At 66.0% G+C, this 19296-nt stretch carries 20 protein-coding genes; 18 read left to right on the top strand and 2 right to left on the bottom strand.

What is annotated here, in order from left to right; genetic code table 11:
• The first annotated feature begins 3 nt into the window (after positions 1 to 3).
• From ACO0M4_RS24000 to ACO0M4_RS23915, 18 genes are all read left to right on the top strand, one after another.
• On the top strand, positions 4 to 342 hold the full coding sequence (locus tag ACO0M4_RS24000) for a hypothetical protein (protein WP_430372989.1): 339 nt from the start codon (positions 4 to 6) through the stop codon (positions 340 to 342).
• Between the two features lie 3 nt (positions 343 to 345).
• On the top strand, positions 346 to 672 hold the full coding sequence (locus tag ACO0M4_RS23995) for a hypothetical protein (protein ID WP_430372988.1): 327 nt from the start codon (positions 346 to 348) through the stop codon (positions 670 to 672).
• Entirely contained in the window at positions 672 to 1001 is a 330-nt protein-coding gene (locus ACO0M4_RS23990) for a hypothetical protein (RefSeq protein WP_430372987.1), read from the top strand. The genes ACO0M4_RS23995 and ACO0M4_RS23990 overlap by 1 nt, the downstream gene beginning before the upstream one ends.
• Entirely contained in the window at positions 998 to 1381 is a 384-nt protein-coding gene (locus ACO0M4_RS23985) for a hypothetical protein (protein WP_430372986.1), read from the top strand. Before ACO0M4_RS23990 ends, ACO0M4_RS23985 begins: the two co-directional genes overlap by 4 nt.
• 241 nt (positions 1382 to 1622) lie before the next feature.
• Positions 1623 to 2360, top strand: coding sequence for a hypothetical protein (locus tag ACO0M4_RS23980; protein WP_430372985.1), 738 nt, complete (start codon positions 1623 to 1625; stop codon positions 2358 to 2360).
• Positions 2361 to 2477: 117 nt separating this feature from the next.
• Positions 2478 to 2768, top strand: a complete 291-nt coding sequence (locus tag ACO0M4_RS23975; RefSeq protein WP_227727186.1) for a hypothetical protein — start codon at positions 2478 to 2480, stop codon at positions 2766 to 2768.
• A gap of 119 nt (positions 2769 to 2887) precedes the next feature.
• Entirely contained in the window at positions 2888 to 3175 is a 288-nt protein-coding gene (locus tag ACO0M4_RS23970) for a hypothetical protein (RefSeq protein WP_430372984.1), read from the top strand.
• Between the two features lie 8 nt (positions 3176 to 3183).
• On the top strand, positions 3184 to 9024 hold the full coding sequence (locus ACO0M4_RS23965; RefSeq protein ID WP_430373974.1) for a transglycosylase SLT domain-containing protein: 5841 nt from the start codon (positions 3184 to 3186) through the stop codon (positions 9022 to 9024).
• A 225-nt stretch (positions 9025 to 9249) separates the two neighbouring features.
• Positions 9250 to 10026: a phage tail domain-containing protein gene (locus tag ACO0M4_RS23960; protein WP_430372983.1), complete on the top strand. Its 777-nt coding sequence runs from the start codon at positions 9250 to 9252 to the stop codon at positions 10024 to 10026.
• Between the two features lie 8 nt (positions 10027 to 10034).
• Entirely contained in the window at positions 10035 to 11396 is a 1362-nt protein-coding gene (locus ACO0M4_RS23955; RefSeq protein ID WP_430372982.1) for a Gp37-like protein, read from the top strand.
• Between the two features lie 3 nt (positions 11397 to 11399).
• Positions 11400 to 12473: a hypothetical protein gene (locus tag ACO0M4_RS23950; protein WP_430372981.1), complete on the top strand. Its 1074-nt coding sequence runs from the start codon at positions 11400 to 11402 to the stop codon at positions 12471 to 12473.
• A gap of 10 nt (positions 12474 to 12483) precedes the next feature.
• The gene (locus ACO0M4_RS23945) at positions 12484 to 13275 is read left to right on the top strand and encodes a hypothetical protein (protein WP_430372980.1); all 792 of its coding nucleotides are present in this window, start codon (positions 12484 to 12486) and stop codon (positions 13273 to 13275) included.
• Entirely contained in the window at positions 13268 to 14122 is an 855-nt protein-coding gene (locus ACO0M4_RS23940) for a hypothetical protein (protein ID WP_430372979.1), read from the top strand. Before ACO0M4_RS23945 ends, ACO0M4_RS23940 begins: the two co-directional genes overlap by 8 nt.
• 65 nt (positions 14123 to 14187) lie before the next feature.
• Positions 14188 to 15282 carry a hypothetical protein gene (locus ACO0M4_RS23935; RefSeq protein WP_430372978.1) on the top strand — a complete coding sequence of 365 codons (1095 nt, stop codon included), beginning with the start codon at positions 14188 to 14190 and terminating at the stop codon, positions 15280 to 15282.
• Positions 15283 to 15852 carry a hypothetical protein gene (locus ACO0M4_RS23930; protein WP_430372977.1) on the top strand — a complete coding sequence of 190 codons (570 nt, stop codon included), beginning with the start codon at positions 15283 to 15285 and terminating at the stop codon, positions 15850 to 15852.
• Positions 15849 to 16130, top strand: coding sequence for a hypothetical protein (locus ACO0M4_RS23925; RefSeq protein WP_351765601.1), 282 nt, complete (start codon positions 15849 to 15851; stop codon positions 16128 to 16130). Before ACO0M4_RS23930 ends, ACO0M4_RS23925 begins: the two co-directional genes overlap by 4 nt.
• Positions 16131 to 16198: 68 nt before the next feature.
• Positions 16199 to 17467, top strand: a complete 1269-nt coding sequence (locus ACO0M4_RS23920) for a LysM peptidoglycan-binding domain-containing protein (protein WP_430372976.1) — start codon at positions 16199 to 16201, stop codon at positions 17465 to 17467.
• Positions 17468 to 17475: 8 nt separating this feature from the next.
• On the top strand, positions 17476 to 17739 hold the full coding sequence (locus tag ACO0M4_RS23915) for a hypothetical protein (RefSeq protein WP_430372975.1): 264 nt from the start codon (positions 17476 to 17478) through the stop codon (positions 17737 to 17739).
• A 437-nt stretch (positions 17740 to 18176) separates the two neighbouring features.
• Here the strand turns inward: ACO0M4_RS23915 and ACO0M4_RS23910 are convergent, their stop codons facing one another.
• Both ACO0M4_RS23910 and ACO0M4_RS23905 read right to left on the bottom strand, forming a co-directional pair.
• Positions 18177 to 18485 (bottom strand): hypothetical protein, encoded by a 309-nt coding sequence (locus tag ACO0M4_RS23910; RefSeq protein WP_430372974.1) that lies wholly within the window; start codon positions 18483 to 18485, stop codon positions 18177 to 18179.
• Positions 18482 to 19243, bottom strand: a complete 762-nt coding sequence (locus ACO0M4_RS23905) for a hypothetical protein (protein WP_430372973.1) — start codon at positions 19241 to 19243, stop codon at positions 18482 to 18484. Before ACO0M4_RS23905 ends, ACO0M4_RS23910 begins: the two co-directional genes overlap by 4 nt.
• Positions 19244 to 19296 lie beyond the last annotated feature (53 nt).

Raw genomic sequence — 19296 nt, 5'->3', positions numbered from 1 at the left:
GCCATGCCCGTATCCGTCGCTGACATCGAGGTCAGGCTCGGGCGGAGGTTCGAGGAAGCGGAGAAGCCGCGAGTCGAAGCATTCATTGAGGATGCTGCGGCCTTCATCCGCGACTACTGCGGTAGCCGGTACGCGCCCGACGCCCCCGGCATTCGGGCCGTTCTGTGCTCCGAAGTCATCCGGTGGCTGGCGGTTCAGCCCGGCATCGTGTCGGAGCGCGTGGGCGACGTGGAAGTCCAGTTCGGCCCTGCCTCCTCCGCCCAGCAGCTTTCGCCGGCGGCCAGGACCGCACTGAAGCGATATCGGCGCCCCCTGTCCACCGTCCGCCTGGGACGGGGGTAGGCGTTGTTCCTGTTCAGTGACCACGTGGTGGTCCGCAGAGCGGACATCGAGGAATCGGCCTACACCAGGCGTCGGGACTGGTCGAACGCGCGGAACGTCTTCGAGGGCCTGGCCCACGTGCAGCCGGACCGAGCCTTCGAGGCCCGCAGCCCCGAGCGCGAGACGGCGCAGGAACGGCTGCGGGTCTTCCTGCCCTGGGGCACCGATGTGGACTCCGCGGACCGAGTCGAGTTCGACGGCCGCACCTATGAGGTGGACGGCGACCCCATGGAATGGAACTACGGCTCGATCCGGCATGTCCGGGTCCGCGCTTGGAGGGTGGAGCACTGATGCCCGCAGCATTCCGACTCGACCTCTCCGAGGGCGGCCTTAAGGAACTTGTCTCCTCCCCCAAGGCGGCGGAGCTGAGTGCGAAGAAGGCCGAGGAGATCGCGGCCCTGGCCCGTGGCGAGGCGCCGAGGAACAAGCGCGGGTCGTGGAACATGTACTCGCGCTCGATCTCGGTCACGGCCTTCGAGGAGAACGGCGTCGTGCACGCCGCTGTCCAGGCCGACCGTCACCCGCTCCTCGTGGAGTTCGGTTGGCGAGACAAGGCCGGCCGCCGTCATGCGGGCCGGCACATCCTCAAGGGCGCCCTGATGAAGGTCAGGGAGTCGTGAGGATCGATCCCGTCTCCGTCGTCCATGACTACCTGCGTGCCAAGCCCGAGCTGGCCCACGCGGTGACCGGGGACATGGTGGGCCGGGAACCCGGCGAGACCGCTATCTACGTCGAGCACGCGGGCGGCTACCGGGCCGTCCGGGACCGCATGGACCGGGCAGACATCACCTTCCAGGTGTACTCGGAACACCGCGACGAGGCTGCCAAGTTGGCCTACCTCGTTCGCGAGTACCTGCTTGAGGACCTGCCGGGCCGCCTCGTGGGCGGCGTCCTGGTGCTGGATGTCTCCGATGGCATCAGCCCCCGCTACTTTCCGGATTCGACTTCCCGAGAGCATTCCTATCTCGGCGAGGTCTCCGTATTCATCACCGAGGGATAGACCTTCCCTCTCATCCAGCCCCCAGCAATGGGGGCTTTTTCATGCCATAAAGAGGAGACACACATTGGCTGCTGACGCTAAGGGTAACGACGCAGGTCGGATTCGGTTCGCCCCCGACGGCGCTCTCTACTTCGCCCCTCTCCCGAAGTCCGGCGCTGGCCCGAAGCCTCCAACTGACTGCGGCATCAAGGGTGTTGCCCCGAGCGGCTACACCCCGATGGGCTACGTCGATGAGGGCGGCGTGACGATTACGCCTTCCATTTCCTCCGACCCGGTCAAGGTCTGGCAGAGCGCCGTGCCCGTCCTTTACAACGTCAAGGAGGCGTCGTTCCAGGTAAAGGCCACCCTGCTGGAAACGAACCTCGCCACCACGGAACTCTTCTTCGGTGCGGAGTGGAAGCCCGCCACGGAAAAGGGCTCGGACGGCTCTGAGAGGCCGATCAAGGACACCTGGCGCCTGGACCTGTCCAGCACTCCGGAGTTGAGCGAGATTTCCCTCGTCGTGGACTGGTCGCAGGGCGCCGTGCAGTACCGCGCAGTGATCGAGCGGGCGATGATCTCCGACCGAGGCGCCATCCAGCTCCAGCGGGCCGAGGCCGGAAAGTTCGAGTTGACCATCGAGGCGTTGGATGCCTCGGGCCGCCTGGGCTACGTCCTGACCAACGACGCGATCAAGGACGGGGCCGTACTCCCCGGCGAGAAGTTCCAGGCGGACCTTTCGCAGGAGACCGTCAAGCAGGGCGGCGAGGTCCACGTGACCGGTAAGGGCGCGAAGCCGAACGCTCCGATCACGGTCACCACCGGTGACCCGAAGCTGGTGGCCGACGCCGGGAACGCCTCTCCGAACGGTTCCTTCGATATTCGGGTCACCGTCGCCGCTGACGCGCCGCTGAAGGGCTTCACCATCAGCGCGAGCGACGGCGAACACTCCGCGCAGGTCGGCACGCTCACCGTCGAAGCCAAGGCACAGACCGTCTAACGCGGTCGACCGCAGAGCGACCCCATCCCCGTGGCGGGGAGGGAGAAATCCCCGCCCCCTTCCCTTACCTCTCAACGCCCCCGTGTCCCGGGGGCTTTCTTGCTTTCAGGAGTACCCATGGCTGCTACCGCGAATCAGGCTGCGTCCGCGAAGACCGCTGCGAAGAAGGCGGAGGCCGAGGCCGGCCCGACGACCTTCGAGCACCGGGGCATCACCTTCGAGGTCCCCAACGCCCTGGACATGCCGCTTGAGCTGCTGGAGGCCGAGGACGAGCTGACGGCCGTCCGTCTGATCGTCGGCGATGAGCAGTGGGCGGCCTACAAGGCCACCCGCCCGACGATCCGCGAGTTCGGCGAGTTCGCTGACCTGGTGGCGAAGGCTTCCGGTCAGGGCGACTCGGGAAACTAATCGCGACCGTCCGCGTCATTCAGGAGTTCAGCGACGAGCTGGAGGCCGATCTCCTCGAACACTTCGGGGTCGATCTGCTGGACCTGTGGCGCGGACGGCTCTCCATACGCCGCGTAGGCGTGCTCATCGCGTCGCTGTGCAGGAAACCGGGCCGCTCTTCCGTCCTGGCTGCCCTGGACGAGTCCACCACCTGGGATACCCGCGAGCACTTGCTCGCCCGCATCAGCGATGGCATCGAGCTGTCCAACTACCTCTTCATCCAGGCCAATTCCTCGGAAGACACCGGCCTCGAACCTCCGAAGCCTCTGCCTCGTCCGGGACAGCCTGAACAGCAGCCGGAACCGCAGTTCGAGTTCGCCTCCGGTTCCGACGTGGCCTCTTTCTTCACGCAGATGAACAACCTGTAGGGGGCCACATGGCGAGCCGCGGAAGGGCACCGGTCAAGGTCGGGTCCGGCTACATCGAGATTTACCCGGAGCTGTCCAAGACGGGCCTGTCGCGGATGCGTACCGACCTCACCCGGCAGATGACGCGAGCCGGAGAACAGGCCGGCAAGGCGTTCTCCCGCTCGATGGGCCAGGGCTTCGCCGGTATCGCCTCGCTTGCGGCCAAGCAGGCCAAGGTCGCGGGCAAGATGACCGAGAAGGAGGCCCTGGATACCTCCAACAAGCTGCGGCAGATCGAGCGCAGCCTCACCCGGTTCCACGGTGAGGAGGCCGGGCAGCAGTTCCGCACCTACCGGAACCTTGCCAAGCAGCGCGAGCAACTGGAGCAGGGCACCAGCGCCGCAACCCGCCGAGCCATCAACGACGTCGTCCGCGCCAACCGCCAGGCGGTTGAGGAGTCGATCCGCGACGAGCGGGCCAAGGCTCAGGAGAAGCAGCGCCTGGAGCGCGAGGCCCAGGCGGAGACCCGCCGCCGAGTCGCCGCCGAGCGGACCGAGGAACGTGCTCTCGCCCGTGAAGTCGCGGAAGTCAAACGCGAGCAGGCCACCGCCGCCCGCCAGGCCGCCGCCGAGCAGAAGGCGGCAGAGCGCGAGATCCAGCTCGCCACCCGCCAGCGCCTGGCCGAGGAACGCCTCGCGATACAGGCACGCACCGCCGCCCTCCAGAACGAGCTGCGGGACCTTGCGGTGCAGCGCCGCGAGTACGCCAACACCATCACCGCGAATCAGCGCCAGCTCCGCGGCTTCATGGCTGAACACCGCGGCAGCACCAAGAGCGCGGCCGAACAGTGGAAGGCCCTATCGCAGGGCACCGAGACGTTCGGCACGAACTTGGAGCAGGTCGGCCGGTCGATCACGCAGAACCTGGTCGCTCCGCTCGCGCTGGCAGCGGGTTACGTGACGAAGATCGGCACCCAGTCCGCGGACATGCAGTTCCTCTCGTCCCGAGGTCTGGAGCGGGCCGGCTTCAACAACAAGGACGTCATGAAGGGCATCCAGTCCATTCAGGACTTCGCGGTGAAGACGCCCTTCTCCCTTGAGGACATGACGGACAAGTTCCAGCAGCTCGCTCGGAACTTCCAGTCCTATGGCGACTCGACGGGTGAGTCCCTGAAGAAGAGCGAAAAGCTGATTCGGGGTATCGCCGACTTCGCCGCTTCGTACGGTGTCCTGGACCCTGAGCGGGTCAAGGGCGCCATGTACAGCGCGGACATGATGATGGACATGTCCAAGCTCAACACGCGGAGCTTGAAGCAGTTTTCGCGTGGCACGGGTATTCCCATCAACGAGCTGGCGAAGATGGCCGGGTTCAAGACCTCGGGCAAGGGCGACGAGGATACCGAGGCCAAGGAGTTCCTGGCGAAGGTCCAGGAGCGAGGTGAGGGCGTCTCCTCGAAGTCGTTCTTCGCCAACTTCCTCAAGGCGTACGACACCCGCAAGGGCGTCAAGGGAACGGCCGAGACCCTGGGAACCGGCTCGATCGGCGGCGCGCTCCAGGCCACCAAGGAGCAGGCTCAGCTCAACTTCGGTAAGCAGTTCGGCGACTTCAATCCGGAGACCGGTAGGTTCGAATGGACCGAGCTGGGAAAGCAGGTCCGCAGCCTCATTGATCGGCTCGGCAAGCTCCTTGAGGACCCCGACTTCCAGCACCTCACCGGCGGTCTCCTGGGCCAGTTCGTCCGAGCACTGGGGCTCCTGCTCACCGGTGTCGAAAAGACGGAAGGTCTACTCAACGATCACCCGTGGCTGAAGGACCTGGTGGCCAAGGCCGTCAAGGTCGCTGCGGTTCTCGGCCCCCTGGCCATCGCCGTCGGCCTGGCCACGAAGGTCCTCGGCAAGGTCGGAAAATCGTTCCAGCCTGCAATCAAGCTCGGCAGCGGCCTGGCCAAGGGCGCTCGCGGCGCGTTCCGCACCGGCAACCAGTTCCTGGCAGGCGTGAGGGCTGGCCGGGGCAACTTCCGTGAGGTGTACCGCGAACGGCGCGCCGAGTCCCACGATGGGGACGACCGCTCGATGATGCGGCGCGGTATCGACCGGATGCGCGGCCAGGACAGCCGCGCCGAGGCCGTACAACTGAACACCGAGGCCGCGGAGCGCGCCCTTCGCGAGATCGATCAGAAGATCCAGACGGTCAAGGCCGCCATCCGCTCGTTGAATGAATTGAGGCTCAACAACCTCGCCGAGTCTCTGGGCGGAGAAACGGGCGCCTCGGTAAAGGCCGGCGCACGCGACGCTGACCAGCGGATCGGCGGTGTCCGTCAGGGTGTGCAGCAGCTCAATGCGGCGGGCCTGGGCGAGATCACTACGAAGTTCCGCTCCTTCGCCGATGCCGCGAACGCGGCCGAGCAGCAGGTGAAGCAGACGCACGGCGCGGTGCGGGACCTCAACGACGGCAAGCTCGGCATGGTCCGCCAGCAGGTCGAGTACCTGAAGGACAAGTCGGATACGGCCAAGCGGCACATCGCAGGCGTCGGCTCCGAAGTGGGCGACCTCAACGACCGTTCCTTGTCCCAGATCCGGGGACGGTTCGCCTCGACGCTTACACCGGCCGTCAAGGGCTCGTACAGCCAGGCACGGGATCTCAACGAGAAGATCAAGGACACCAACGGGCGGGGCCTCGGCAGCATCACGTCGAAGGTCCGCACACTCCGCGACGCCCTGGACCAGGCGGAGGGCAAGGCCGGAAAGCTCGAAGGGAAGATCGCCGCCGTCAACGGCCTCACCGGCTTCGGTGGAGGTGACGGCAAGAGTGGCCGGTCGAAGAAGCACGCCCTCGGTGGCGTCATTCCGGGCTACGCCCCCGGCGTCGACAACTACCCGGCGATCTTGAGCCCCGGCGAGGCCATCCTGCGGCCCGAGGTGGCTCACGCGCTCGGCGCCGACACGATCAACCAGTGGAACGCGGCGGCGGCCCGGGGTCACATCTCCCGCCATGCGAAGGGAACGGCAGGAAAGGGGACCCGCAAGTCGGGCCCCTGGCCGCTGTCGATCCTGGGCGAGCTGTGGGACTCGATCAACCTCGGCCCGGCGGCGGGCGCCTTCGGTGGCGGTATTCAGATGGCCTCTGCCGGTCGCGCGATCGGCGGCACGACAGGTCGCAACGTCGGGCGCTGGGGGTCGCAGGCCGGTGGTGACGCGGCTGGCCGTGGCGCCTTGAACCGCTTCGACAACCTGCGCGAGTTCGCCACGAACCGAATACCCGGGCTGCTCCGGGCCGCCCCAACAGGCATCGGAAACATCCTGGGCCTGGTGGCGGGCGCTGTGGCGCCGACCGCAGGTCAGCTCTTCTGGGATGACATCTGGAAGGGCCGGGGCAACATCGTCCAGCGCGGTGCGAAGTTCACCGGTGACCTGCTGAAGCCGGAAAACCTCTGGCAGATGATCAAGGACGGGGTGGGCGGTCTCTGGGAGACCGTGAAGTCCATCGGCGGCCTGATCGAGAAGGTGGCGACCGACGGCCCGGCAGCGGTGCTGAAGGAAGGCATCGAGGCCATGGAGTCCATGTTCTCGGAGATGCTGGCCGGTGTCCGGGACATGATCCAGACCGTTCAAGATCTGGTCTCCAACCCGGAGGAGTTCGCCGAAGAGGTCTGGCAGAACTTCTGGGCGCGAGCCCAGGAGGCGATGCCGAACACCGAAGGGTTGTTCAGGTTCGCGGACGGCGGGATCGTCCCCGGCGGATACGCGCCGGGCAACGACAGCGTCCATGCGCTCCTGTCCCCGGGTGAGGCGGTGCTGCGGCCGGAGGCCGCCCGCTTCCTCGGCTTCGCCGCTATCCAGCAGCTCAATGCCGGGGCAAAGTCGGGCTCCTTGTCGGGCACTGCCCAGGAGTCGACGACCGCTGTCGCCGCCCCCGACGCTTCGGCGTTCGAGGAGGCCGCCAAGCAGATCGTTGACGCAGTGGAGACGATCGAGGCCGCCTTGCGGCAGCTCCGCGCATCCTCCGATGCCGCCTGGACGCAGATCTCCCAGCGGGTCACGGCGGCCGTCGACGGCCAGCTCGTCCCCGCCTACCAGCGTCAGGGCAGCTTCCTCAGCGGGCCGCTGACGCAGGCGCACCGACAGTTCCAGTCCACGAACCAGGGCGCCTGGTCCGACGTCCAGAGCACCACAGGTTCCGCCTCGGCCCGGGTGATTGATTCATTCACTCGCCTGCGGTCCGGGCTTCAGGGGCTGTCGGGCTTCTTCCGGCAGACGGGCCAGGCGATCGAGAGCACCTGGCGCACGGCCATGTCGTACGTGGACTCCTCGACCAGGAGCACGCTGGCCGGGCCCTACAACCAGGGCGCAGTCTCGATGATGAGCGAGATGGCGAAGCTGGCCGGCACCAAGGCCCCACTCCGCACACTCGCCTTCGCCCGTGGTGGTGTCGTTCCCGGCTACCAGCCGGGTGTGGACTCTGTCCCTGCCGTACTCAGCCCCGGAGAAGGCATCCTTCGCCCGGAGGTCGTTCGCGCTCTCGGCGCAGAAACGATTCTGCGCTGGAATGCGGTGGCCCGGCGGGGCGGGAATGCCTTCGCAGGAGGCGGCATCGTCGGGCCGACCCGCTTCGGCGGCCAGTCCGGCAGCGACTGGGTGAAGCGGCACAAGGACGACGACTACGACGGCTATGCCTCCGCCTTCAAGGCCGGGTGGAAGGACGTCGTTCAGCCGATGCTCGACATGGTCGGGCGCACCTTCGGCCTCTCCGGAGACCTCGCGAAGCGGGACTTCCAGGCTGGCCGGCCGTGGCTGGAGAAGTGGACGTCGTGGGTCGACGAGCACACGACGGGAGGCGGTGCGGTCGTCAAGCTCGCGCTGTCCGAGTTCGAGCGGGAAGCCCCGATGGTGGGCGGCTCCAAGTACACCGATGGGGCCCTGGAGTCCTGGTGTGCGGACTTCGTCTCGTGGGTCGTGGACCACGCAGGCGCGAACGCTGCGTATGGCGGCAGCCCGAAGGGGACGCCGCGGAATCGCTGGCCGGCGGTGGCGGCCTGGAACGGCGCGATGCGCCACGTCCCGGTGGCCCAGTCCCAGCCCGGCGACCTGCTGACCTACCGGGGCGATGGCCACATCAACATCAAGACCGGACCCGATGAGACGGTTGGCGGCAACGAGTCCAACTCGCTGAAGCGGACGCGGGGTTACTGGCGTACGGCCACGGCCGCGCTGCGGCCGACCGGCGGGGGCTCGACTTCGTCGGACGGCCCGGTCCTCAATGCCTGGCCCGGTTCGATCCCGAAGTTCATCGGCTCCCTCGGGGGCGGCGTGGACTCCGAGATCGGCCAGTACATCGCGAAGGCGATGGCGCTGACCGGGGTCAGCGGGCCGAGGTGGGCCGACGGCATGGCGACGATCGTCCGTCGCGAGTCCGGGGGCAACGTCCGGGCGGTCAACAACTGGGACTCCAACGCCAAGGCCGGCACGCCGTCCAAGGGCCTGACCCAGGTGATTGACCCGACCTTCCGTGCGTATCACCAGCCCGGTACGAGCTGGGACATCTTCGATCCGGTGGCGAACATCGCCGCCTCGATCAACTACATCCGGGACCGGTACGGCGACATCAGCCGGGTACAGCAGGCCGACCCCAGCAAGCCGCCGAAGGGCTACTGGACAGGGACGACCTACGCCTCCCCGGGCCTGGCCCTGGTCGGCGAGCGAGGCCCGGAGCTGGTGAATTTCCGCGGCGGTGAGCGTGTGTACAACGACGCCGAGACCCGGGATCTCCTCGGGAAACGCTACGAGATTCACATTCACGAAGCGAAGGCCGAGAACACAACTCAGGCCGTGATTCGCGGCCTTCAGTACGTGGAGGCGATGTACGCCATGTGATGGATAGGAGTGTGTATGCCAATTCCGGCTTCATGGGACTTTCTCCCGGAGAACCCTCCGGCGAATCGTCCCAGTCCCCCAGTTCCGAAGAAGTGGGGGCACACTTACGTATCGATCACGGGCAACGCCGGTAAGGGGGAGGAGATCCCCCTTACCGGCTTCGGGGGCCGCTACTGGCCCAACATCTTCATGCAGGCCGGCGCCACCGGCCTCGACATGCCCCCCATGGAAATCCATTCCGACACGAGCCCGAACCTCGCCGGATCGATGTACCGCAGCACCAGGGCCGCCGCGCGGGAGATCATGATCCCGTTGTTCCTGTACGGCATCGACCGGTACACCGTCCGGCGCCTGAAACAGTCGCTTATACGGGCCCTCAATCCCCTCAACGGGCACTGCGTGCTCAAGATCCAGGAAAGCGGGCTGCCTGCCCGGTACCTGAAGTGCTGGTACAAGGGCGGCCTGGAGGGCAACGAGTCAGAAGACAGCAGTGGCTTCCGGTGGATTCGCTACGGCGTCCAGCTCACCGCGATGGACCCGTGGTACTACGGCGATGACTTCCACGTCGCCGAGTGGACGTTCGGCCAGGGGTCCTCGTTCCTGAAGCCCGCGAAGTCCCTCTTCCCCCTCTCAATCAGCCAGGGTCTCGTGTCACGGGAGGACTTCCCCGTGACCAACCCCGGTGACGTGGACGCCTGGCCCGTGTGGGAGATCACCGGGCCCGTGCGCCGGTTCCGATTCACCTGCGGCGACCGGTCGTTCGGCATCGACGGCAGAGCCCAGGACGCCGTGCCGGGCGGCACCACTTTGAAGATCGACACACGCCCCGGCCACAAGACCCTGCTGGACGACAAGGGCAAGAACTACTGGCCCCTGCTCGGCAAGTCACCGTCCCTGTGGTCCCTTCCCTCGGGCAGATCCCAGATCGGCATCGAGCTGGTGCCCGGCAGCGCGAACGCGACGCTGCGCATGACGATCGCCCCCCGCTACGAGACCTACTAGGAGGTGCTTTGGGCTACCGAGTAGAGATCCGTGGCCGTCCCGATGAGGGCGGCCTCATTCATCGGATCGGCGAGCTGGACACCTGGATCAAGCTGGATCTGATCATCCGCTACAACGCCCAAGGCACTTGGCAGCTCCTCGTCAAGGACAAGACGCCGCAGGCGAAGCTGTTGGAGAAGGGCGGGGGGATCGCCGTCTGGATGGACGGCCGCGATGACGAGCCGATCTTTTCGGGCCAGATCGAGCAGTTCCAGAAGTACTGGACCGTCGAGCAGCACACGGGGCGGGGCTCGGTGTACGTCGGCGGCAAGTGCGACAACAAGCTCCCCTACCAGTACCTCGCCTTCCCCGGCGTGAAGAACTGGGGCACGGACGGGATGGCCGTTTACCCCGCGAGCGAGCAGTGGAAGGACCGCGACCGGGACGCACGCCCGATCGGCGAAGAGGCCGGCCAGGCTCTCTGGGTCGAGATGGACCTCGCCTTCGGCGCCCGCGGCCTGCCAGGCCGAAAGGCCCCCGGCGTCACCCTGCTCCCGCCTCCGACCCCCGATCAGCCGGGAGTCCCGCCGAAGATCGGCGCCAAGGTGGCGGGCACCGTCCGATACGACAACCTGGGCGCGCTCGCCGAGAAGTGGACCAAGGAAGGCGGCATCGGCTACCGCTTCCTGTGGCACCCCGATGACAAGAAGATCAAGCTCAGCACGTTCCTCCCGCAGGACAAGACCAACAGTGTGCGCTTCTCCCCCGAGCTGGGGAACCTCCGCGAGTACGTGGCCACCCTGACAGCGCCTCGTGTGACTCGCGCCATCGTCGCAGCGCAGGGCGAGGGCAAGGACCGGTTCATCCGCCAGTACCCGGAGACGGGTTACGGCCCCGATGGGCTGACCGACGACGAACGCGAATGGGGCCTGATCGGCGAGCAGTTCATCGACCGCCGCGACATCCCTTTGAAGACCGACGCAGCCGGAAAGCCAGTCCTGAACAAGCCCAAGGACGGCGGCTTCACGCTGCCGCCCGGGGCCAAGGACGAAGCCGAAGCGCTGAAGATCTACCAGGACGCGATGAGGACGGCCGCTGACGCCGTATTGAAGGAGTCGGAGAAGAACGGCAACTTCCAGATTTACCCGATCGAGACGCCTCAATGCCGTTTCGGAATCGACTATTTCGTCGGCGACAAGGTGTCGGTGGACATTGAGGGCGAGGTCTACGAGGACATCGTCCGCGAGGTCAACATCACCGTTGAAGACGGAGGCCGGTCCGAAACCGTCGTGCCGAAAATCGGCGAACAAGGCACCGGCGAACCACTGAACCTCTACAAGCACGTATCCGAAATGCGAGAGAAGCTGCGCAAGTTGGAAGCAAGGATGTGACCCATGGCGGAGATTAGCTTTCCGTTCGAGAAGGATGGCGGAGACGGAGGGCGGCAGTCCGTCAGCCAGGTGGACTGGCAGAAGATGGCGACGATGTGGGGCGGGGACCGTGTAGCGACCCGCATCACCGCCGCCTCCCCCGACGCGGCGACCCTCCCCTTCTACGCCAAGATCCTCCCGAACACCCGGACCCTGGAGATCCAGGGCGGCGAAGCCTGGGTGGGCGGCTTCTACTACAAGCTCGAAGGCACTCGCCAATTCGAGATCGGCCAGAACTTCGATAAGGCCAAGGACCGCCGGGACGTGGTCGTCATTCGAGTGGACCACACCAAGGGCTCCGTGAACATGGACATCCGGCAGAGCCAGCCCTCCTCGAACCCCGTTCCGCCACAGCCGATCCACGAGGCCGGCCAGCAGTGGGAGATGGTCATCTGGGAGGTCTTCGTCCCGAGGAACAACGGCACCCCTCAGCTCTACGACCGAGCCCCTTTCGACGCGCCCAACCACGTGGCCTTCCCCTGGTGGGCTGACGACTCGATGCGCTTCCTTCCCCAGGGCAGCTTCGCCCTCGACCTCGACAGCGACGCCCGCCACGTCCAGGAGGAGATCTACAAGGGCCGCGACGGCGTGGCGGTCGCCCGCACCTTGGGTAAGTCCTGGAGCTACACGCCCGACCTGGTCAACGCCGCCAGCATTCCCAAGGGCCTTCTCCTGCGGGGCCGTTGGCGTTGGGCCGCCCCGAATCTCGTCTGGTTCACGATCGACTTCGATAACTCGTCCAACACGGACATCCGGGCGAAGGACGGCGCTCTCAGCTTCACGCTGCCCCAGAACCTCAACGGCGTGATCGGCCAATCGTTCGCGGGCTACATGCTCAACGGCGGCTACCGGGGTGGGATGCCCAACTTCGTGGCGATCACCGGAATGGCCAACGGCAGCAACAAGGGCAAGACCGTGCGCATGACGTACCCGAGCCAGAACTACCTGAGCGAGGGGCTGGACTACCTGACGGTCTTCCCGTCTCAGTCCTCGATCGTCGTCTCCGGCGTCTACGAGACCAACGCCTACAACGAGTAAGGAGCCACCGATGGAAAGGTACCTGTTTGGCGGCGGCACCGCCGACGTTGCCGAAGACGTGGACGGCGGACGAGTAGCCGGTGCTCCGGTCACCATCTGGGACGGCCCCACCGACACCGCGAACCGGGTCATGGACCTGGTGGACGTCGAGAACGGCAGCCAGATCGAGCAGAGCACCCTCACCGCCGACGAGTACGGCTATATCCTCCCGTTCCTCGGGCCTCCCGGAGTGGAACGCCTGTGGGCGAAGGCCGGCACGGTGGGGAAACGGGTCGAGCTGATCCAGATGAGCCTGTCCTCGCGGCTGGCCAAGCACCTCACCACGGACGTGGACCCGCACAGGGATCGCGAGTACACGGACCGCAAGTTCGATGCCGCGGTGGTTCGCACCGGCAAGAACGACGTCGCCACCACCCCCGGCGACGCCTGGCTCAACGTCGAGGCCGCAGGCGGCACCAACGACGTGATCCGCCTGAACCGTGCGGGCGAGGCCGGCACACAGCTCAAGAGCAACGGAACCCTCTACATACAGCCGTTCACCAACAACACCGGCCTGGTCGTCCTCACGAAGAACACCAGCGAGACCACCAACGCCATCAACGTCCAGGGCGGCGCAGACGGAGCGACCTCCGTCTTCCGCGTACGCAGGTCCGGCAACGTCCTGATCACCGGGTCTCTCCAGGCGGACGGCAATGTGATCGCGCCGAACGTTGGATCTGCCCGCGTGTACTCCGGCCCTGCCTCCGTCCTGCCGCCCGCCAGCCAGCTCAAGCCCGGAGACGTGTGGGTGCAGTATGGCTGATCCCACTGACCTGGCGCGTACCTACAACCCCACCATGGTGTGGGACGGCTCGAAGTGGGGGGAGGCCAGCAAGAAGGTCTGGGACGGCACTCAGTGGGCCGCGATGCCCACCGTCCTGTTCTGGGACGGCACCGCGTGGCGGCCCAAGCCACCGGTTCCACGCGAGTTCGCGGCCTTCTCCGGCTCGAACAAGGGCAACTACAAGAACACCCGCTACGCCGGGATACCCACCCCGGCCGGAGTTCGCGTCAATGACTTCGTCGTCTCGATCTGCGCGAACATGAAGGGCTTCCCCAAGCTGGTCTCCCCTGCCGGTCACCTTCCCCAGGTCATCTCACCGTCCACTGACGAGATGTCCTTCGCGGTTGTCTGCTGGCCGTACACCGGCCAGGAAGGCGATGTGGTGTGGGACCTCGGCGGCTCCCCCCAGGCTGCCTGTATGAACCTGCTCTACCGCAATGGCGACGTCTCCAATCAGTCCGTGACCCCCGTAAGCGACATGCAGCTCCACAAGGATGTGGACAAGGTCCCCCTGATGCCGTCCAAGGACTACACGAGCGTCTTCGTGGCGCTCGCGGTGTCCCGCCAGGTGTCCAGCTACGCGTGGCCCGAGGGGGTTCTTCCGCGCGAAGCGGTCGTGGGCCGGTTCGGCTCGTACGAGATCAGCGCGTTCACGGCCGACACCCCGGGGGCCGGCGCGTCGCTCGGAGCCCTCCAGCTCAACACCAAGGTGGACGCCGCGGCCATGTACCTGGTGACCATCCCCGGCAGGAGCGACGGGAAGCCGACGTGGATTCTCGGCGATGCTGCCGCGTCCGTGCTCGGTAAGACGACCTACCTTCAGTGAGGTGAACCATCCCTAAACCCGCACTCAAGCGGTGGTCGGCCCGTGAGGTTCCGGACCCGGATCTCATGAACGAGCGGGTGACCGCACCGCAGAAGTACTACGCGAACATGCCCTACGTCTCGACGCGGGGAGTCGTCACCAGCTCTGGCATATCGGGGCAGGCCCTGTACGCGGGCCAGAAGCGGGATGTCCTGTGGGACTCCAACCGCATCTATGTCAACGGCTTCACCACCCCTGACAGCACCCGCTTCAAGATCCCGGAGGATGGCGTCTACCACGTCACCTTCAACGCCGCCGTCAACGGCAGCACGGTGCGGGGAGTCGGCGAGAACCTGAACGCCTACCTCTACGTCGACGGCGCGACCGGGCAGGGAGTCTCAGGCGCCATCGGGCATACCACCTTCCAGCACCAGATGGCCTCGAACTACACCACGATCCAGGTGAGCGTCACCGAGTACTTCACGAAGGGGTCCTTCGTGAGGGCCCAGGTGTACTTGGACTCTGGCGCTACCGGAATCTGGTGGATCGCCACCGCCGACTTCGACGCCAACCTGAATGCCTTCATGCTCGCCCCGAGCGTCAACGGCTGGGCGCAGGCCGCCGCCCCGCCGCCGAGGCTCACAGCGTGGTCTGATGGCAACTACGTCAGCGTGGAGGCGATGGACAGCCAGACCTTCGACGCGTTCGTCCACTTGGAGAACCGCCCCAGGTTCCTCGCCCGCGACACCTCCTTCAACGTCGCGGCCGGCCAGGAGAAGGTAGCCCTCTCCTGGAAGACCATGTACGCGAACGACCCTGGGTTTGCACTCCAGAGGCTCGCTGACGGCTACGCCGACCGAACGGCCATCAAGGTCCCCTACTCCGGCCTGTACCTGGTCACCTTCTTTGGCGCCGTACAGCACACCAGCGGCGTCGACACGGCCTCTTACGGATTCCAGTTCAAGATCCACGGAAACAGCGGCGACGCCAAGATTCTCGCGCAGAACAGCACCACGCGAATCAACATGGACTGCTCGGTCGCGCTCAATGAACTGGTGTACCTCAAGGCCGGCGAAAACCTCAACGTCCGCTTCTACGGCTGGGGTTCTGACACGCGCTGGGTCAACGGCACGGGAGACGGCCGAATATTCAATCTGGGGGCAACCTACATGGGAGGCTAGATGCTCACATACCCCTCGTGGCCCTCCCGACAGCTCGTGTCGGCCACGGAACTCAACCCATACATTTACGAGAACAACAGCAGACTCGTCACCCCGAGCGCTTTCAGAGTCAAGGGCCTTGATTCCACTGATGAGTTCACCAGTCGAGTGGAACTCAAGTGGGACCTATGGGACTTCGAGCGCCAAGGCTGGACCTCTACGGACATGAAGAGGTTCAGGTGCCCGGCCTCGGGGACCTATTTCGTCAACGCCAACCTGACCTTCCGCCCACCGGCCGCCATGGACGACAAGAAGACCGCCATGGTTGACACCCTGGTCTACTCTTCCAGGCGCGACGGGAGCGGGAGCACTGCGCTCTTGAAGTCGCTGAACAACACGAAGATCATCGGCAGCTACCTGAGCGTGAACACCTCGGGCCTGGCCTACCTCGCCGAAGGTGACCTGCTCTACGCCACGACCTCCGGAACTGGAGGCACCTGGACCAAGGCGACCTCGGGGAACAAGAGCTGGTCGATGAACGCGTTCAGCGCCGTCCAGATAGCCCCGGACGCGAAGGGGCTTGGCGAATGACCAGTACGACGGTGATCCTCAACGCCTTTGGACTGGTGGGCATTGCTGCCACCGTACTCGGCGGCTACGTGGTGCTGCGCGCCACGAACGAGGCGAAAACCTCTGAGGTCTGGAAGGGGGAGGCCGAGGCACAGAAGGCTCGGGCCGACCGGCTTCAGGATGACCTCACTGAGATCAAACAGCGGCTCACGAGCATCGAGCGTGAAAATCAGCGGCTCATCGAGGTGCTGACGTCCCTCGATCCGTCACGGCTTGCCGCGCTGCATCGCAGCAACTGACCTGAAGTAATTAATTATTCGCGGGCTGGCTTCGGCCAGCCCTTTTTCATGCCCTTTTGGAGGCGCCCATGAGTCAGGTTTCCAACGTCCTGTCCATAGCCTTTGGGGAGGTGGGCTATCAGGCGGAGCGCGCTCCGGGTGAGCGCCCCTCTGGCCATCAGAAGTACAGCGGCCAGGTGCCTGGGCTTGAGTGGTCCAACTACCAGCCGTGGTGTGCGACTTGGGTCTCCTGGGTCGCGATGAAGGCAGGCGTGGCCGACCTTTTCCCGCGCACCGCTTCCGTCTGGTCCGCGATGGAGTGGTTCAAGCAGCGCTCGCGCTGGAGTGACTACCCGGCCATCGGCGCACAGGTGATCTACGGGACGTCGGGCAGTACGCACACCGGCATCTGCTACGCCTACGACAGCGAGTGGATCTACACAGTTGAAGGCAACACCAGCACCACCAACGACGCCAACGGCAACAAGGTGATGAAGCGCCAGCGGCTTCGGCGCGACTCCTACGTCCACGGCTACGGGTACCCCTCGTACGCGGAAGGCGTGACCACCGCGGACCCGTCGAAGAAGGGCCTGGCGGGCTACACCTACGCGGCCACCGCCTCGACGCCGGTCACCAACTCGGGCGGCTCAACGGGCAAGTACAAGATCAAGAAGGGCCAGACGCTGAGCGGCATCGCGGCCCTGCTGGGCGTCTCGCTCGCCGCCCTCCTGGCGGCCAACCCTCAGATCAAGACCCCGGACCGTGTGGACGAGGGCCAGGAGATCACTGTCCCGGTCGCGCCCACACCGCCGCCCAAGCCGACCGTCCCCCCGGTGAAGCCGACACCGGAGCCGAGCAAGCCGACCACACCGGCCACGACCGGCGACTTCTACACCGTGCAGAAGGGCGACAGCCTCAGCGGCATCGCCCGCTCCTTCGGGCAGTCCCTGACCGCACTTCTGGCCCGCAACCCCGCGATCACGGACCCAAACGTCATCCAGGACGGCCAGCAGATCCGGGTCAAGGGCACGGCGCCGAAGGCAGCGCCCAAGGCGGCCGGCCCCCGGCATGCGGCGCCCAAGCCGATCGCCCCGGCCCCTGCGGCGAAGCCGAAGGCGCATGAGTCCGAGAAGCCGGTGACCGTGATCGTCAAGTGCCAGTGCTCCTGTGACTGCTGCGGCACCAAGAAGCCGATTCCGCGGCCGACCACCAAGCCGACCGACGTACCGAAGCCGGACAAGCCGAGCGATCCCCCGAAGCCGTCCACAACCCCGGCTACCCCGGTGACCCCGGCCGTCCCGGCTGTCCCGGCTGCCACGACCCCCCAGACCCCTGACCCCGGCCACCAGGCCAAGTAAGGAGCAACATGGAATTCCTGCGTACCCACTCAGTCCGCATCCTGGCCGCACTGGCGGCGCTCGTCCCTCTTCTGGTTGCCCGATGGCCCGGCATCGACTGGTACGGCCTGGCCACCGTCGTCGGCGCCCTGCTCGGTGCTGGCGAAATGGCTCAGCGCGTCGAGAACAGCAAGACCAGCGAGGCCCTGCACAAGACGTCGCCCTACGACGAGCTGGCCGCGATACACATGCAGCTCGCCCAGCGAGAGGGCCAGTCCAACCTCGCGCGGTAAGGGACGCCCAGCCCGGCCGTGAATGAATGAATCATTGCGGGCGTGTTCATGTCATCTCCCGCATAAAAAGGGGATGCCCCTCCCTGCCTTGGGCAGGGAGGGGTCGGCCGATACTCCGCACCTCAGATGACGGCGCCTACTCCCGGCCGGAGCAGAGCGCGTTCTCGGTCGGAGGTTCGGGCTCTGTCCACACTCCGTCTCTCCACCTGCTCGCAAGAGCAGAAAAGCGGCCCTGCACGAATCGTGCTGGCCGCTTCTGTGGCATGGCGTTCGGTGTCACGCCGGGCGCTGCTTCTCGGCTCTCTCGACCGCCAGCGCTTGATGGTGGTCGCACCTCGGGACCGCTGGCCCCCGTCCCGTCAGGGGCTCGCGGAAGATGATCTCACCGGTGCAGCCGCCATGATGGGCGTTGAGGCATGCCAGGTCGAACTTCTGGATCATGCTTCGTTCCCCTGCTCCTCGGCCCCCTGAGCCAGCGCGAAGGTGCTGGTGGGGAGATTCACTTCGAGGACGATCCAGTTGTCGGCGTGCACCCGCAGCTCGACGTTGTTGCCGTGCCTGATCAACCGCATGGCGACCTTGCAGGCCGAAAATTCACTCATCCGCTCAAAGAAGTAGGACAGCGTGGTCAGCTCGCCGTCCGTGTCCACCTGTACGAGCGGCACATACTCCACGTCGGCGGCGTCTGCGAAGTCCCGGGCCCACTGCTCGGCGATCTTCTTGACGTCGCTGGTGTCGCTGCTCATCGCTGCTCTACTTTCTCGATCGGAGTCCACTTCCAGGACTCACCGTCGTGAGGTTCACGCAGATACCCCACGACCTCATTCGTAACTACGTGGCGGATCGGCTTCCCCAGGCCGTGGCCCTTCACCGGAAGAGTAACGACGGGCGCTGACACAGGGGCCGGCTCGGGCTCGCTGGTCGTGCTGGGGCTGTCTTCCTCGTGGGCCGGCGCGGGGTCGGGCTCGTTGATGATCTCCACCATGTCATCCAGGCGCACGGTCAGCAGGTGGCGGTGCGCAGGCTCCTCACCGGGCTGGCCAAGGTGCAGCCTCCACACCTCCACCGGTTCCCCGTCCCATCGGGTGGCGTCCTGCTGGGGATCGGCCAGCAGGACGCCCTCTCGGGTGACGGTGCGGCCCCGCGGCTCACGGCCGGTGGCCCGGATGCGGTACCCCGCCGCCAGCTCGCCGATTCCTGCTTCGTTCAGCTTGAAGTGCAAGGTCTCCTCGGCTTCTACCTCGGGGGCCTCTTGTTCCAGCGTCTCCTCCGGGAGCAGAGCCAGAGTGTTCTGGTTGCAGGGGCGTTCGCCCGGCTGCCCGACGTAGATCCGCCAGACCTTCACCGACCGCCCGTCGCGCTGCGCTCGGGTGTCCTTGGGCGCCCGCAGCAGCGTGCCCTCCAAGGTCTTGGTGTACCCGCGCGTGTCCTTGCCCTTGGCCCGCACTCGGGCCCCTTGCTTGGCGCAGGAAACCGGCACCTCTTCGTAGATCAATTCATTCATCTCCTTCGGGATTTCGGGCTCGTGGCTGTCCACCAGCACGCAAAGGCCAGGCG

This window comes from Streptomyces sp. RGM 3693 (genome assembly GCF_050471125.1).
GTDB lineage: Bacteria > Actinomycetota > Actinomycetes > Streptomycetales > Streptomycetaceae > Streptomyces.
This window is presented reverse-complemented; position numbering and strand designations above follow the sequence as displayed.

Bases quoted from the DNA above. Each gene is read 5' to 3' on its own strand.
- ACO0M4_RS24000 (WP_430372989.1), top strand. From the start codon at position 4: ATGCCCGTATCCGTCGCTGACATCGAGGTCAGGCTCGGGCGGAGGTTC.
- ACO0M4_RS23990 (WP_430372987.1), top strand. From the start codon at position 672: ATGCCCGCAGCATTCCGACTCGACCTCTCCGAGGGCGGCCTTAAGGAA.
- ACO0M4_RS23975 (WP_227727186.1), top strand. From the start codon at position 2,478: ATGGCTGCTACCGCGAATCAGGCTGCGTCCGCGAAGACCGCTGCGAAG.
- ACO0M4_RS23965 (WP_430373974.1), top strand. From the start codon at position 3,184: ATGGCGAGCCGCGGAAGGGCACCGGTCAAGGTCGGGTCCGGCTACATC.
- ACO0M4_RS23960 (WP_430372983.1), top strand. From the start codon at position 9,250: ATGGAAATCCATTCCGACACGAGCCCGAACCTCGCCGGATCGATGTAC.
- ACO0M4_RS23950 (WP_430372981.1), top strand. From the start codon at position 11,400: ATGGCGGAGATTAGCTTTCCGTTCGAGAAGGATGGCGGAGACGGAGGG.
- ACO0M4_RS23945 (WP_430372980.1), top strand. From the start codon at position 12,484: ATGGAAAGGTACCTGTTTGGCGGCGGCACCGCCGACGTTGCCGAAGAC.
- ACO0M4_RS23940 (WP_430372979.1), top strand. From the start codon at position 13,268: ATGGCTGATCCCACTGACCTGGCGCGTACCTACAACCCCACCATGGTG.
- ACO0M4_RS23935 (WP_430372978.1), top strand. From the start codon at position 14,188: ATGAACGAGCGGGTGACCGCACCGCAGAAGTACTACGCGAACATGCCC.
- ACO0M4_RS23930 (WP_430372977.1), top strand. From the start codon at position 15,283: ATGCTCACATACCCCTCGTGGCCCTCCCGACAGCTCGTGTCGGCCACG.
- ACO0M4_RS23925 (WP_351765601.1), top strand. From the start codon at position 15,849: ATGACCAGTACGACGGTGATCCTCAACGCCTTTGGACTGGTGGGCATT.
- ACO0M4_RS23920 (WP_430372976.1), top strand. From the start codon at position 16,199: ATGAGTCAGGTTTCCAACGTCCTGTCCATAGCCTTTGGGGAGGTGGGC.
- ACO0M4_RS23915 (WP_430372975.1), top strand. From the start codon at position 17,476: ATGGAATTCCTGCGTACCCACTCAGTCCGCATCCTGGCCGCACTGGCG.
- ACO0M4_RS23910 (WP_430372974.1), bottom strand. From the start codon at position 18,485: ATGAGCAGCGACACCAGCGACGTCAAGAAGATCGCCGAGCAGTGGGCC.
- ACO0M4_RS23905 (WP_430372973.1), bottom strand. From the start codon at position 19,243: ATGAATGAATTGATCTACGAAGAGGTGCCGGTTTCCTGCGCCAAGCAA.